The sequence below is a fragment of the Bacillus sp. AR8-1 genome (genome assembly GCF_008042345.1).
GTDB classification, from domain to species: Bacteria; Bacillota; Bacilli; order Bacillales; family Bacillaceae_G; genus Bacillus_A; species Bacillus_A cereus.
Window position 1 is genome coordinate 1 of sequence record NZ_QNUB01000006.1, and the last position, 18148, is coordinate 18148.

Genomic DNA, 18148 nt, shown 5'->3' on the forward strand with positions numbered 1-18148 from the left:
TAGTTTAGCTAGAGTATTAAGGAAGGAGGGAGTAACAGAAAAAGATATAGTAGCAATTATGGTAGATCGGTCTTTGGAAATGATTATAGGGATTTTAGGAATACTAAAGGCAGGGGGAGCATATTTACCCGTAGATCCGGAGTATCCAAATGACAGAATAAGTTACATGTTAGATGATAGTAGAGCTTCTATACTTTTAGTGAAAAATCAATTAGCAAAAGACGTTATGTACAGTGGTAAGGTGATAAATTTAAAAAATCATTCATTATATGAACAAGAAAAGAGCAATTTACTGAATAGTAATCAGCCAAATCAATTAGCCTATGTAATTTATACTTCTGGAACTACGGGAGCCCCAAAGGGAGTGATGGTTAAACATAAGGGAGTTGTTAATTATATTTATTGGGCAAAAAAGAGCTATGTAAATGATGGTAAATTTGATTTTCCATTATATTCTTCAATAGCGTTTGACTTAACAGTAACTTCTCTGTACACGCCGCTTGTTACAGGAAACAAGATTGTTGTGTATGAGGGGACAGATAAAGCGCTACTGATAAGAAGAATAATAGAGGAAAATAAAATTGATATTATAAAATTAACACCAACGCATTTAAGATTGTTGGAAAATATGGATTTATCAAAATCAAAAATAAAGAAATTAATAGTTGGTGGGGAAGAGCTAAAAGTAGAACAGGCCGAAAAGATATATCGAGCATTCAATGAGAATATAGATATATACAATGAGTATGGACCGACAGAGGCAACGGTAGGATGTATGATCTATAAATATAATGTTGAAAAAGATAAGGGAATTTCAGTTTCGATTGGTGTGCCCGCAGATAACACAAAACTATATGTTTTAGGGAAGAACATGGAGCTACTTCCAATTGGCGTAGCCGGAGAATTATGTGTAAGCGGTGATGGGCTTGCAAGCGGATATATAAATAGAGAAGAGTTAACAGCGGCGAAATTCTTGGATAACCCATTTGAACCCAATAGTAAAATATACAAAACTGGAGATGTAGTGAAGTGGGTACCAGATGGTAATATGGAATACCTAGGGAGAATGGACAATCAAGTTAAAATAAGGGGTTATAGAATAGAAATCGGAGAAATAGAAAATCAGCTTTTAAAGATCAAAGATGTTAAAGAAGCTGTAGTTATGGCAAAAAAAGATCAAAATAAGAATATGTTTCTCTGTAGTTATATAACGTCTAATAAAAAAGTGGAAGCTTCAAAGATTAAAGAAAAATTAACCAGGGAACTTCCGATGTACATGGTACCAAGTTACATTATTCAAATTGACAAGATGCCTTTAAGTTCAAATGGAAAAATAGATACAAAGGCGCTTCCTGTCATTGACGTAGCAGAATTAATAGAATCAAAATACGAAGAACCAAGAGATAAAATAGAAGAAATTTTAGTGAAAGTTTGGGAGAAAGTTCTAGGAATAGATCCGATAGGTATTAACTATAATTATTATGAAATCGGAGGAGATTCAATAAAGTCAATATTAATCGTATCGGAACTTCGGAAATATCACTTGAGACTCGAGGTAAAAGACTTAATGCAATTTCCTCGAATTAAAGAATTACGTGAACATATTAAATTAGATGATATCCAGGTTGATCAGTCGGCAATTGAAGGTAAAGCTGAATTGGTTCCGATTCAAAAATGGTTTATTGAACAAGAATTTTCACAAAAAAATCATTATAATCAAGCTTTTATGTTTTACAAGCAAGATGGCATCAATGAAAAAATATTAAGAAAGTCATTTTTGGAAATAGTAAAACACCATGATGCCTTAAGAATGATGTATATAAAAGAAAATGATGAATTTAAGCAATGGAATAGAGGCATTGAGCAAGCTGAAGATGCATTTAGCTTAGAGTTATATGATGTAAGAGGAGATGAAAATCCTGAAAGAAGTATTGAAATGTTATCTAGTGAAATTCAAAAAGGAATGAGTTTAGAAGATGGCATCTTAATAAAACTAGGTTTATTTAAGACTAAAACAGGAGATCACTTACTTGTAGCAATTCATCATATGGTTATTGATGGGCTATCGTGGAGAATATTGTTGGAAGATTTAGAAACACTGTATTTAAAAATAGAAAATGAGGAAGAGGTAAAATTACCTCAAAAAACTACAGCCTTTAAAGAATGGACTCAAAAGCTCAATGAATTTGCAAAGGGCAAAGAAATTCAGAAAGAATTAGACTATTGGAAAGCGTTGGAGAGCATACCATTTGAGACGCTACCAAAAGATTTTTCTGAATGTGAAAGCTTATATGAAGAGAGTCAAGAGATTAGCATAAACTTTACAAAAGAACAAACAGAGAAACTCTTGAGGAAAACAAATGCAGCATATAATACACATATTAATGATATACTGCTTTGCTCATTAGGATTGGCTGTAAATAAATGGTGTGGAATGGACAAAGTGTGTGTGAGTCTTGAAGGACATGGGAGAGAGGATATTTTAAAAGATGTTTCGATAAATAGAACAATAGGCTGGTTCACTTCAGTATATCCAGTTACTTTGGATATGAGCTATAGCGATAACCTCTCGTATTCAATTAAACTAACAAAGGAGACATTAAGACATATTCCTAACAAAGGAATAGGGTATGGAATTCTTAAATATTTATCAAACGTTGAAAAAGGTATCTATTTTAAGTCAAAACCAGAAATTAGTTTTAATTATCTTGGTGAATTTGGTCAGGAAGAAAGCGATGGTCTGTTTCGCTATTCTAATATCCCAACTGGTATTAGCATTTCAAGGGAAAATAAAAAATCACATAGTATTGAGATCAATGGTCTCGTTATTGAAGGACAGTTAAGATTCATATTTAGCTACAATACGAAGGAATATAAGTGGGAAACAATAGAAGAATTAACAAATGTTTATAAAACTAGCTTAAGTGAAGTGATAGAGCATTGTGAGAACAAGAAAGTAGCTGAAAAAACTCCATGGGATTATGGCGATCCAGATTTAGATTTAGTGAATTTGAAAAAAATAACTGCATGTGGTAAGGCAATTGAGAAGATCCATTCTCTTTCCCCAATGCAGGAAGGTATGTTGTATAACTCTATTATTGAAAAAGATTCAAGTGCCTATTTGGAGCAGAGTGAACTGACTATTGAAGGAATAGTTGATGTGGAAATTCTTAATAGCATATTAAATAAAATTATAGAGAAATATGAAATATTAAGAACGGTATTTTTCTATGAGGATATTAGTGTGTTTAAGCAAGCGGTTTTAAGAAAAAGGAAGATTAAAATACATTATGAGGATATAAGTCACTGGGATATCGAAACAAAAGAAAATTATATAGAGCAATTTAAAATAAGGGATCGAAACACTCGCTTTCAATTGACAAAAGACTCTCTAATTCGAGTATCAGTGATAAAGGTTCAAAACAACATATTTAAAATAATATATAGTTTTCACCATATCATTATGGATGGCTGGAGTATTGGAATCATACTTAAAGAAATAATGGATAATTATAAAGCATTTGTTAAAGGAAAAGAAATTCCGATAGAAAAAACTGTATCATATAGCAGGTACTTACAATGGCTTGATCAACAGGATAAAGTAGTCGCATTAGAGTATTGGAAAAATTATCTTCATGCATACGAACAAGAGATAGTGTTTCCAGAACACCGCTTAAAGGTTGATAAATATAAACGTAGACAAGAGCGAATATCGCTTACTGAAACAATAACAGCCAAATTAAAAAATTTAGCAGAAACAAATAGTATTACCTTAAGTTCAATTATACAAACAGCTTGGGGTGTGTTGTTGCAAAAGTATAATAATACAAATGATGTTGTATTTGGTTCAGTTGTTTCGGGTAGACCAAGTGAGATTAATGGTATTGAAAATATGGTTGGCTTATTTATTAATGCTGTGCCTATAAGGCTAAGAATAAAAGATACTACATCTTTTATTGAACTTGCTAAAAAAATAAATAAAGATTTTATTGAAGCTAATACATACAGTTATTGTTCATTAGCAGAGGTACAGGCGCTGACCAATATGAAGAATAAACTTATCAATCATGTAGTGGTATATGAGAATTATCCACTTGATATGAATCTAGCAAGTTTTCATAGCAATTATGAATCAGAATTAAAAATAACTGCTACTTCGGGGTTTGAACAAACGAATTATAATTTAGAGCTTCTAATCATACCTGGCAATGAGTTAAATATGAAAATAACATATAATAACAATATTTATAGTAAAGAAGTAATAAGTGCGATACTTCAGAATCTAGTGAATGTTTTAAATCATTTAGCTTTTAATCAAGAAGTGAAAGTATCAGATATTGATATGGTAAGTGGTGTAGAACGGAATAAGTTATTGCGGGAATTTAATGATACAGAAGTAATATATTCAAAAGAAAAGACTATTCAAGAGTTATTTGAAGAACAAGTTGAAAGAACGCCGACAGCAATTGCTTTAGAATTTAATGGAGAATCCCTGACTTACAATGAGTTAAATAAAAAGGCGAATAAATTAGCACGAATTTTGCGAAGAAATGATGTGAAGGAAAATACTGTTGTTCCTATCTTAGTAAGAAGATCTTTTAATCTTATTATAGGGATTTTAGGGATATTAAAAGCTGGAGGGTGTTACTTACCGTTAGATCCAGAATATCCTGTAGACAGAATTGACTATATGTTGGAAGACAGTAAAGGAAGTTTACTTTTAACAGAAGAGAACCTTTCGAATCATTTGAGCTTTACTGGATCAATTATTAGTATTGATTCACAGGAGTTAGAATATCAAATGGATTCTAATGTAGATAAAATAAATAAAGCTGAGGATTTAGCTTATGTAATTTATACTTCAGGATCTACTGGGAAGCCCAAAGGAGTAGCCATCGAGCATCGAGCGTTTCATAATTTTATTAAGGGAATAACAGAACGAATTGACTTTACCTATAATAATGTAATCCTTGCGGTGACTACATGTTCTTTTGATATTTTTGGTTTAGAGACGATTTTGCCTTTAATCAAGGGGGGGAAAGTAGTCATTGCCAATGAGACGGAGCAAAAAGATCCTTATCTATTAAATAAAGTTATTGTTGATTCGGAAGTAAATACAATCCAACTTACTCCTTCTAGATTAAAATTAATGTTAAACAGTAGTAATAGCAAAGAATGTTTTGAAAAATTGAATTTGATAATGGTAGGAGGAGAGGCTTTTCCTCATGATTTACTTTATCAACTTAAAGAGTGTACAAACTCCAAAATTTATAATATGTACGGCCCAACTGAAACTACTATATGGTCGACTATAAAAGATTTAACCAAAGAAAATAGTATAAATATAGGGAAACCTATTGCGAATACGCAGGTTTATATTATTGATGACGTTGGGAATACAGTGCCTATGGGAAGTGTAGGTGAATTATGTATTGCTGGAGACGGTCTGGCCAGAGGTTATTTAAATAAAGAAGAATTAACTGTAAAAAAATTTGTGGAAAACTCATTTGTTAATGTAGGAAAAATGTATAAAACGGGAGATCTGGCTAGGTGGTTACCTAATGAAGAACTAGATATTATCGGAAGAATAGACAATCAAGTGAAAATTAGAGGATATCGAATAGAATTAGGTGAAATTGAAAATGTCGCAAATCAATATGGAAAGATCAAGGAATGCATAGCAGTTGGCAAAACAAATTCATTTGAGGTACAAGAATTAGTGCTGTATTATGTAGCGAAAGAAAAAATCAATACATCAGAATTAATTAAATATTTATCGTCTATGCTGCCTACGTATATGATTCCGCAGATATACATGGAGATTGATGAAATTCCGTTGACCACAAATGGAAAATTAAATCGAAAAGCGTTGCCCGAACCTACTCGTAATCGTCCAGAGTTAAATAGTAATTACGAAGAAGTGGTGACTGATATTCAGAGGGATATTAGGAATATATGGATTGGTATTTTGAATATTAAAAAAGTTGGAATCCATGATAATTTCTTTGAGGCAGGAGGCAATTCTATCAAAATTGTAGCTATGCATAATGAAATTAAAAAACTGTATCCTAAAAAAATTCAAATTACTGATATTTTTGCACATCCAACTATATACAGATTGGCACAATTCATTGAATCTATTGAGAAGTTTGAAGAAATATCGACTTCAGTAGCCAAAGATATAACGCCAATTGAATTACCTTTAGAATATTTTTGGTTGGAAGATTGTTTAAACGAAGAACCTCTTTTGAAATTTAAATTAACAGAAGATGAGTATTCAGGATTACTGGGGATTTGTGGTGATAATTATGAAATATACCATCTGTTATTAGCATGTTATGTGTTCCTATTAGCTGATACGTGTGGAAAAAACCTTGTTACTATTCAGCTGGATAATCAAGGGGAAGAACAAATAAGTCAAATATCTGTTGATGTATCAGGGGTAGAAAATTTTTATGACATTATAAGAACTATCAAAGATAAAATTGGAAATGTAGCAAAATCTCAACAGTATTCTATCGATTCTCCAAGTGAATTATTTGATTCAGTAATTGATCATTGTATTTTTCCATTGTTTAGAGTATCGAACAATTCAAATGTTAATTATTTAAGGACTTACGATTTAGTGTTTGAAATTCATGAGGGACATAGTGAAGTAGAAATTATATGTATATATAATGACCAAAAACTGAATCAAAGTAAAATTAAGGATTTATTTTACAACTATATTAAGCTGATTCAAGTTATAACACAAAGTACAGTAAGTGGTTCAATATAAATGTAAGAATGAGGCAAAGTTAATCTTGCATTTTTATATGAGAGGTAATCAAAGTGTAAGGTTAACTTCGCTAAGTTAAATTAATTATTAAAAATAAGATAGATGGAGGCTTTAACATGCCAAAATTAGGTTTTTTATTTTCAGGACAAGGATCTCAATATATAGGAATGGGCAAAAATTTATATAATAATTTCGCTATTGCAAAGGAAACTTATGATGAGGCAAGTGAAGTATTAGGGTTCGACCTTGGAAAATTATGTTTTGAAGGCAACGCTAATGAACTTTCTCAGACTGAAAATACACAACCTGCAATACTTACAACTAGTATGGCTCAATTCCGAGTTTACATGGAAGAGATAGGGGAAGAACCTCATTATTTAGCGGGACATAGCTTGGGAGAATATACTGCTTTGGTATGTGCGGGTGTCATTGATTTTTCAGATGCTGTAAAGCTTGTAAGAGCCAGAGGTATGTTTATGAAAGAAACAGCAAATGATGGATTAGGAGCTATGGCTGTTATTAGAAATATAGATGAAAAAATTGTAGAAGAAGAAAGTTATAAAATTTCTTTAAGTGGAAGGGTTATCGGTATATCAAATTACAATGGAGAAAAAGATGTTGTGGTATCAGGGGAAGCAGAGGCTGTTGCACAGGTTTGTGAAGAGCTGAAGAGTAAAGGTGCAGAAATTTTCAAATTAAATGTTAGTGCTGCCTTCCACTCACCGATAATGGAATTAGCGGCTGATAAATTTAAAAATGAGTTGAATAGATACGCCTTTAAAGATCCTAAATATAAGGTCTTATCAAATGTTACGGCGTTGCCTTATGAAGATAAGGATCAAATATTGGACATTTTAGGGAAACAGATTGTAAAACCTGTGAATTGGTATGCAATAATGAAATACTTGGAGCAACAACAATTAGATAACGTGATTGAATTTGGCCCTAAGGCCACGCTAAGGAATCTTGTAAGAAACAATATATCAAATATTGGAGCATACAGTTATGACAAAGAAGAAGATATAAAAGAAATGAAGGAAGAAATCTTTGCAAAAGAAGTCTCTCATCGAAAAAACAGGTATTCTATTATTTCAAGAAGTTTGGGGATAGCGGTGGCTACTAAAAATAATAATTGGAATAATGAAGAATACACTAGAGGTGTTATTGAGCCTTATGAAAAAATTGCGATGCTTCAAACTGAACTAGAGGCAACTAACAAAATGCCTACAATAGATCAAATGCAAATGGCTGTAGAAATGCTAAAATCAGTATTTCAAACTAAAGGAACTCCTAAAGATGAACAACAGGAAAGATTTAATCAATTGTTTGACGAAACAAATACAAAACACTATTTTGAGAACTTTGAAATTTAATTTAAGATACCAAATTTTGCTTACTATTAGTGAGGTGAGAAGATGAAAACAGATTTTATAAGTTTAAGTGATTTAAAGGCTGCTGCTTTTAAAAATGATAAATTAGGAATTAAAGAGAAGCAGAGGAAAGAAGTTATTGGAATTAATAATATTTCTGAAAATGATGTTGCAATTATAGGGATTTCTGGTAAATTTGGCAAGGCTAATAATTTAAATGCTTATTGGGATCTATTAATAAACGGAGAAGAATTAATCAGGGATATTCCGATAAACAGAAAAGAAGACGCTGATAATTATTTAGAATACAGTGGTGCTAAAAATAAAAATAAAGATGTGAACTACACAAAAATAGCCTATTTAGATGAAATTAATAAATTTGATTGTGATTTTTTTGAAATAATTCCTAATGAGGCTAAGTTAATTGATCCTAGACAAAGATTATTTGTCGAAACAGCATGGAATGCTTTGGAAGACGCGGGCTATGGAGGCGGCAAATTATGTGGAACCAAGACAGGAATATATGTAGGGCTAAGTAGTGATGGATCAAATGAGTATTTTAAGCTAATTGAAAAGGGAGATCAATCATTATTAGGTTTAGCAACTGCGGGTAATATTAAGTCGGTTATTGCAAGTAGATTAGCATATATATTGGATTTTAAAGGCCCTACTATGGTAATTGATACAGCTTGTTCTTCATCACTTGTTACACTCCATACCGCATGTCAGGCTTTAAGAAATCGTGATTGTGATACAGCTTTAGTTGGAGGAGTAAATATAAAGATTTTTCCTAAAACAGAAAAAGAGAATGAATGGAATATTGGTATTACATCGTCTGATTCACTTGTAAAAACATTCGATGATAAGGCTGATGGAACAAATAGTGGCGAGGGTGTGGCTGCAATTCTGCTTAAACCGCTGAATAAGGCAATTCTTGATAAAGATCAAATTTATGCAGTTATTAAAGGAAGTGCAATTAATCAGGATGGTAGTTCAGTGGGAATCACAGCTCCTAATGTAGCTGCACAGGAGAATGTTATTTTAGATGCCTGGAAGGATGCACATATAGATCCTAAAACGATTACATATATAGAGGCTCATGGTACAGGCACTAAATTGGGTGATCCAATAGAAGTAAGTGCGATACAACAGGCTTTCAGCAAATTTACAGATCGTAAACAGTTTTGCGCGATTAGTTCTGTAAAAACCAATATTGGTCACTTGGATAGTTTGGCAGGATTAGCAGGTTTAATTAAAGCAGTCATGGCATTAAAACATAAAAAAATTCCCCCAAGCTTAAATTTTAAAGTTCCAAATAGAAATATTAATTTTCATGAGTCGCCTGTTTATGTAAATGATAGAGTGCTGGATTGGACTAATAATGATGGAGTATATCGATGTGGTGTTAGTAGTTTTGGTTTAAGCGGAACCAACTGTCATGTCATTTTAGAAGAACCACCTAAAATTGAACAACGTGAAGAAACTGTTTTTTCTGAAAATATTTTTACAGTATCAGCAAGAACAAAAAAGTCATTATTCAATTTACTAAACAGTTATATCGAATTTTTAGGGGAAGAAAAAGAAGTTAAATTACATGACATTTGTTATACGATGAATACTGGAAGGCTAGCTAATAAATTTAGAATTGCCCTTATTATAAAAACAAAAGAAGAATTGTTAGAAAAACTAGAATTATTAGTTCGATCGGAATGGAAAACATATCTGGATAAAGATATTTATTTTCAAATTATTGAAAAAAATACCAGGTTTATAGGGAGGAACATTTTTTCAACTCATATTAATGAGTCGCATACAAGCCATGAGATAAAGAGGATAATTAATAGAATAAGAAAAGATGTCACTCATATTAACAAATCTGATTTACAGTTTTTAAGTGAATTGTATTGTAATGGAGCAGATGTTAATTTTGAAGAACTATATCGGAAATTTAATTTCCGAAAAGTGAGCTTACCTACTTATTCTTTTGATGGAAAAAGAATGTGGATAGATTTAAAAGAAAAGAGTAATTCAATATCTAACAAGAAAGATAAACATCCTTTAATAAATAATCTTGCTTTACAATCATTTAATATGGAAGTCTATGTGTCACATTTAAATGTTAAAGATTATTGGATTTTGAATGAGCATAAAGTGGACAATTATTATGTTGTTCCTGGTACTACATATATAGACACAGCAAGAGAAATTGGAAAAAGATATTTTGGTGATTCATGGAACATTGTTTTAAAGAACGTAATGTTTCCACACCTTTTGCAAGTAAAAGATGTGGAAACAAGAGAAGTCCATACAATTATAAATATAAAAGAGGATACGTTAGAATTTAGTGTTGTAAGTAAGTTAGGAGAAGGGGAATGGGTCAAGCATGCAGAAGCGTTAATTGTTAAGGAAGTAAAAGAGAGGCCCAAAAAATATGATATTGAAGTTTTAAAAAAGAACTATGAATCTGTTTACATCATTCAGAAAAATAATCGTAGTTTAGTAGATGTAAACCAAAAAGACTATGAATCTGTTTATTTTATAGAAGATACAAACAGGTCAGAAAGTATAGTAAGCGTTGGTGATAGGTGGAAATGCACCAATGCAATCTACAGGAATAATGAAGGAGTGTTATGCGAACTAGAAATTAAGAAAGAGTATCAGAACGATTTTGATTACTATAGTTTGCATCCTGCCATGATGGATTGTGCTGTAAATGCAGCTACTTTTACGATAAATGATGAAAGCTATTTGCCTTATTATTATAAAAACTTTCGAATCTTTGGATCTACGCCTAAAAAGTTTTATAGCTATATAACAAAGAAAACTAACGATAATGAGGAAACTGGTAAATTTGATATATTGCTATTAAATGAGGTTGGAGAGGTATTTGGGGAAATAAGTAATTATATTGTAAAGAAAGTTCATGGTTCCACAGAAAAAATAGATAAAAGCAAGCAAATGTATCATAAGTTAGCATGGGTAAGTAAGAAAGACTACACATTTGAAAAGAAATATGATAATCGTAATATTTTATTATTTAAAAATGAAGGGGAATTATCTAACAAGATTGCAAAGCAATTAAGAGTGGATGGGAAATCTGTTATTGAAGTAGAGCCAGGGAAGCGCTTTTCTAAGATTAGTAATTGGAAGTATACAATTCGTGGAGAACAAGAGGATTACGACAAATTATTTGAAGCTATAGCAAATGAAAATATTACTCAAATTATTCATTTAATGACAATCAATAATGAAACAGATGAAGAGCTACTACAACTTCAGAAAAAACTATCTATAGGATTAGACAGCTTATTTTATTTAACTAAGTCAATAATTAAGAATACGAAAAATAGTATAGAACTATTGTTATTCACCGATTTCGCGCATCGGGTTAATGGTGAAGAATTTAAAATAAAACCACATAATGCAGCTTTCTTTGGTTTTGGAAAGGTCATAGAAAAGGAATATCCAAAACTAAGTGTGAGATGTATTGATATAGATGATAAGATTTGCGTGGAGGATTGTATTACTGAAATAAACTCAAAAAAACAAGTAGAACTGGTTGCATACAGAGATAAAGATAAATATGTTCAAGAATTGCAAAATGTTGATATAAAAGCTCTTCCAGAAGAGAAAGTGGAATTTAAGAAAGATGGCGTCTATGTTATTACTGGTGGCATGGGTGGAATAGGCTTAGAAATGGCCAAATATATATCGTCCAAGGAAAATGTTAATTTAATTTTAATTGGGCGTTCTGGTTTGTCAGCAAAGGCGATTGAGGAAAGTAAGATTGCTTATAAAATCAAAGCTATTAATGAAATACAAGAGAGTGGTTCGAGAGTTGAATGTTATAAAGCGAATGTTGCGAATGAAAATGAAATAAAAGAAGTATTTAGAGAGATAAGGAAAAAATTCAATAAAATAGACGGTGTTATACATGGGGCTGGTGTTTCTGGAGAGGGGTTTATTTTTAGAAAAGAGAAAGAAGTATTTGATAATGTAATTAAACCCAAAATTCATGGAACATGGATAATGAATCAACTTACAAAAGATGATCAATTGGACTTTTTTATTATGTTTTCATCCATCACGTCATTGGGAGGCAGTGTGGGACAAGCTGATTATGTGGCAGCCAATGCTTACATGGATTCATTTGAGGAATTTAGGAGTCTAGTAGCCCCTGAACAAAAGACATTGACTATTAATTGGTGTGGTTGGAATGATGTAGGGATGCTCGCTGAATATATTGATAAGCGTAAAGAAGAGCATAAGGATAATAATGGGTTTAAGACTATTAACTCTATTGAAGCAATATATGCATTTGATGAAATCATACAAAAGGAAATTTCAAAAGTTATTATTGGAGAAATTGATTATAAAGTACTTGGTGTTCATAAAGGCTTGATTAAATTTCAGATATCTTCAGATATTTTACAACGCATAGATCAAACAGTCTCAAAAGATAAAATCAGTGAAGAAATGAATTTTGTACAGGTTAATCATATTGATTATAACAGTATAGAAAATAAGATTTTAAAGGTTTGGATAAAAGTTTTAGGATTAGAGCAAATCGGTATCGATGATAAATTTTACGATTTAGGAGGGGATTCAATATCGGCTATCTATTTGATGAAGGAAATAGAAAAAGAATTCCCATCACTGATCGATGTATCAGATATTTTTACCTACCCATCAATTCGTGAAATGGCATCTTATATTGAATCTGAATTAAAAAATGATGATGATTGTGTACCTAGCCAAATTTTTGAGGATAATCATAAAGAAGATGATATTGATGCTATTTTGAGTAAATTAGCTTCCGGTGAGTTGGAAGTAGGTGAGGCAAATAAACTGATATATTCAGGACAAAAATCATAGAAAGACGTCTTGGTTGTGAAAAAAAGAAGGTTCTTTTTTTCACAACCAAGACAGCCATAAAAAGGGTTTATTTTTTGGAATAATATTCGGAAGTGTGAAGGCAGATGAAGTGCCATTTCTTAGCACTGCTCAAAGAAATATTTGCTTTGGGATTTTATGTAATTGAATATTAAGAACCACAGAAATATAGTGGTTCTATTCGCCGCAAAGGTCAGAATCGACGGTTTGCCCCTAATAACAAAAATGAATTAATACAAAAAATTTATGTAGGAGTGATTAAAAAATGAGTGTAATTCAAACCTATATATTAGAACAGGTAAAGCAGCGCAAGATAACACAGGAACAAGCAAAAAAGATGCTTCAAGAATTAAATAGTGAAAGTATGCAGAGTGAGGATATTGCTATTATTGGGATATCTTGTAAACTACCTAAAGCTAATAATACAGAAGAATATTGGAATAACTTAATAAATTCTTTAGATTGTAAGGTGAATTATCAGGAAGAAATGATTAAATATATTAAACCTATTGTAAATAATAAGGGATTTACAGATTTTCTTGGATCTGGATTTTTGACAGAAGAGCAGGCAGATGACTGGAAGCTTGGTGGTTACTTAGAGGATGTGGATAAATTTGATGCTGAATTTTTCAGTATCTCTCCTAAAGAAGCAAAGGCAATTGATCCTTCTCATAGAGTATTGCTGGAGACCGTATGGACCGCGATTGAGGATGCTGGGTATGGTGGGGATAAAATTTATGGAAGTAATACTTCTTTATTTGTCGGAAAAGATCATGTGAATAATACTCTGTATCGTTATATTACGGAATTAGAATCTTCAAGTATGACAGGGAATTGGCCTGGTTTGATGGCGGGAAGAATAAATTATTTATTGAATTTAAAAGGAAATTCTATGGTTTTAGATTCCGCATGTAGTTCAGGTTTACTAGGGGTGCATTTAGCTTGTAATGCTTTAAAAAGCAAGGAATGTGAAATGGCAATTGTTAGTGGGATTTCATTAGGGTTCTTTCCACGTTTCGAAACATCTCGAAAATCTATGATGGAATCTAAAAGCGATAAAGTAAACGCTTTTGATAAAAATGCAGATGGTACATTTTTTAGTGATGGAGTAGCTGCTGTTATATTGAAGCCCTTAAATAAAGCTAGACAGGATGGCGATAATATTTACGCTGTCATTAAAGGGAGTGCAATCAATAATGATGGAGCTTCTAATGGCTTAACCGCACCTAATGCAATAGCGCAGGAAGAAGTTCTAATTAAAGCTTGGGAAAATGCACAGGTTAATCCAGAAACTATTCAGTATATTGAGGCGCATGGTACAGGTACAAAATTAGGTGATCCTATAGAAGTTAAGGGGATTACTAACGCATTTTCGAAATATACAGATAAAATACAGTTTTGTGGAATAGGATCTGTCAAATCTAATATAGGTCATACTGTTGCTGTTTCGGGTTTAGCGTCTTTAATTAAAATTGTTTTGTCAATGAAACATAATATAATACCTCCAAGTATTAATTTTAAAGAACCTAATTCATTGATCAATTTTGTTAAGTCACCGGTATTTGTAACTGATAAGCCGCATAAGTGGCCAAGAGGTAGTGTACCGAGAAGAGCGGGAATCAGTTCATTTGGATTTGTAGGAACTAATGCTCATGTTGTTGTAGAAGAACCGGTTATTCAATCAAATGATGAGTTAAGTTCAAAATTAACGTTTGAAGTATTCACGTTATCAGCTAAGACAGAAAAATCTTTAATTCAATTGCTCAAAAAATATAATGAATTTTTCAAACAGGGAACTCAAAAAAGTCTAAAGAATATCTGTTATACCGCAAATACCGGCCGAGGTCATTATGGCTATAGGTTAGCTATCATAGTCAAAAGCTATGAAGAACTTATACAAAAAATTGATTTGCTCTGTAATCAAAATTTAAATGATATATCAGAGAAAGGAGCATATTTCGGCTATCATAAAATTGGCTCTGATCGAAAGCAAATTATGGATGAAGGTGAAATTACGTTATCGGAACATCGAAAAATGAATACGAAAGTAGATAATTTATTGTTAGATATTTCAAACGAGAGTAATGAATATTTAGTGTTAAATCTTACAGAAATATGTGATTTATATATTAAAGGAGCTAAGGTTAATTGGAAAAAGATATACGTAGATGAAAAAAGAAATACTGTTAGTTTGCCTACGTATCAATTTGAAAGAATACAGTGTTGGGGAGAGGTGAAAGATAGACGAGATGAAACACCGATTCAAAAAAATATTAGTCATCCTCTGATTGATCAGTGTTTGGCAGATTCAATGAATGAAACTATTTATTCTACAACATTTAATGTGGATAAAGATTGGGTGTTAAGTGATCATAAAATTATGGGAGTTAGTGTAATCCCTGGAACAACTTATTTAGAGATGGGGCGAAAGGCAAGTTCTGAATTTTTCGGGAATAACAATTTGGAATTAAGAGATGTTATCTTTTTTACCCCATTACTGGTACATCAAGATGAAAATAAAGTTGTTCATACCATTATAAAGAAAGAAAAAGAGGGTGTCCGATTCACCATAGCTAGTAAGGAAGGAGAGAAATGGATCACTCATGCGGAAGGGAAAGCTTATGAATTAAAGGAAATGAAATCAATAATATTTGATTTGAATTTAATGAAAAAGGATGCCAGCAGAGAAAAAATTAAAGTTGAATACAAAGATGATACGCAATTGACCAGCAATGTATTTACGTTTGGACCTAGGTGGCTAAATTTTAAAGAAGTAATCTTGGATCATGATGAACAATTGGTGGAATTGAAACTATCTGATGAATTTAAAGGGGACTTAAAAGATTTATTGTTACATCCATCTTTACTGGATAATGCAGCCAATGTATTTATTGGAGAAGATGACGATGACAGTACATTCCTCCCACTTTCTTATAAAAGTGTGAAGATATATTCAGCGATGCCTCAGCATTTTTATGCACATGTCATAAAGAAATCAAGCAATAAAGAGACGAAGGTTTGTAATATACAATTAATTGATACTGCGGGTGTTGTTTTTGCGGAGATTACGGACTATGTATTAAAGAAGGCTAATCGCTTAAACACTATTTTTGATGAAAATTTAGAAAAAGAAAGTTCGTTTTATCATCTAAAGTGGGTTCAGGGATCAACCCCAGTTAAAGTTAATGCCACTACTAATGAAACGATATTAGTATTCAAAGATAAACAGGAGATTTATAAAAAAGTTCTCAAAGAGCTACAATACGATAATCATAATATTATCCAAGTAGAATTTGGGAACCGCTTTGAAAAGATTAATGATCAACAATTTATTATTAATGGAATGGCAGACGATTATATTAATTTAATAAACGAAGTAAAGGGACGAAATATTACTAAAATCATTCACTTATCTTCAATGACTAATGGTGAAGCAATTCATTTTAGTGACTTAAAAGAATTACAACATAACGGATTGTATAGTCTATTTTATTTAGTTAGGGGTATAAGTGTTAATAAAGTCAAAAGAAATATTGATTTGATTTTAATTTCTAACAACGTGACAGAAGTAACTGGGAATGAGAAGACAATTAATCCTTTGGGGGCTGCAATGTTTGGGTTAGGCAGTGTAATTTCACAAGAGTTTTCAAATATAAAATGTAGAGCGATAGATATAGATGATCACACCGCTATTACCTCCATCATTGAAGAAATAAAGAGTGAAGACAAACATTATCAAATTGCCTTTAGGCATAACATCCGTTATATAAGTGAGCTAGATATATTTGAACATAATCATGATAAACAAGGTACTGGACTAGAGATTAAGGAAAATGGAGTTTATATGATTACAGGTGGAACTGGTGGAATAGGACTTGAAATCGCAAAATATTTGGCTGGAAAAAATAAAGTGAATATAGTATTGCTAAATCGTTCTAAGTTACCAGAGATGGAATTATGGGAAGATATTATTAATGATGGCTCAAATCAAAAGCTTTCAAGAAAGTTAGAGACAATTAGAAGTATTCAGGGAATGGGATCAGAAGTAAAGTGCTATAGCTGTGAAGTTTCCGATTTTAGTAGTATGAGCAAAGTTATTAGAGAAATAAAAGAAAAATACGGAAAAATAAACGGTATATTCCACTGCGCAGGAGTCGCAGGTGAAGGATTTATATTTAGAAAACAGGAGGCTGTTTTTGAAGAAGTTATAAATCCAAAGATAAGTGGAACTTGGTTAATTGATTACTTAACCAAAGACGAAAATATAGATTTTAGTATCTTGTTCTCTTCAATCAATTCGATTTTTGGTGGAGCTGGACAAGGTGATTATACAGCTGCGAATGCATATTTAGATTCTTTCTCTTATTATAGAAACAAAAAAGGAAAAAAGACTATTTCTATAAATTGGCCAGCGTGGGATGAAGTTGGTATAGCTGTAGATTATGGAGTTACTGATGAATTTTCCATTTTTAAATTATTAACGGTTAATAAAGCCCTTAGTATATTAGATACAATGGCAGATAATGACCTAACAAATGTTATACCAGGTAAATTAAATATGGATATATTAGAAGTTGCTACAGATGAATTACCTTTCGAACTGTCAATAAGTGTAAAAAATAAACTAAAAGAATCTAAAAAAACTAAGGTTGAGACAGAAAAAAGTTCTCTAAAGAATAGTGCTAGTGATGTTGTAATAAAAGGTAAAGGAGAATACTATTCTGAAACAGAAAAAAACATTGCACAAATGTACTCTATGGTTTTAGATATTCCAGAATTAGACTTATATGAGAGTTTTAGTGCCATGGGTGGAGACTCAATTATGGCAACACAGTTATTAAACCTCATTAATCAAAAATATCCTAATCTGGTTGACATTTCTGATATCTTTACGTACCCTTCTGTTGTTGAGTTATCGGAATATATTGATAGAGAAATTAATAATAATGATAATTTGAAAAACGGAGAAACGAATGTAAGTAACGATAATAATTTAGAGAAAGAACTTAGGGATTTATTTGATGATCTTCAAAAAGGAAATATAGATATACAAGATGGATTGAAAATATTAGGAAATTAAGTGCGTTTTAAAAATGTGATGAAAGGG

Annotated in this window: 4 protein-coding genes; all 4 read left to right on the forward strand. The window is 31.8% G+C overall.

Annotated elements, in window-relative coordinates; all coding sequences use genetic code 11:
- Positions 1-58 precede the first annotated feature (58 nt).
- The 4 genes from DN400_RS02950 (at position 59) to DN400_RS02965 (ending at position 18121) form a co-directional block, all read left to right on the forward strand.
- A complete protein-coding gene (locus DN400_RS02950) occupies positions 59-6778 on the forward strand; it encodes a non-ribosomal peptide synthetase (protein ID WP_240528004.1) in 6720 nt (2239 codons plus the stop codon).
- A 116-nt stretch (positions 6779-6894) separates the two neighbouring features.
- On the forward strand, positions 6895-8151 hold the full coding sequence (gene fabD, locus DN400_RS02955) for an ACP S-malonyltransferase (protein WP_065229708.1): 1257 nt from the start codon (positions 6895-6897) through the stop codon (positions 8149-8151).
- 42 nt (positions 8152-8193) lie between these two features.
- Positions 8194-13023 (forward strand): type I polyketide synthase, encoded by a 4830-nt coding sequence (locus tag DN400_RS02960; RefSeq protein ID WP_065229709.1) that lies wholly within the window; start codon positions 8194-8196, stop codon positions 13021-13023.
- A gap of 283 nt (positions 13024-13306) precedes the next feature.
- Positions 13307-18121, forward strand: coding sequence for an SDR family NAD(P)-dependent oxidoreductase (locus tag DN400_RS02965; protein ID WP_147801538.1), 4815 nt, complete (start codon positions 13307-13309; stop codon positions 18119-18121).
- Positions 18122-18148: the final 27 nt, after the last annotated feature.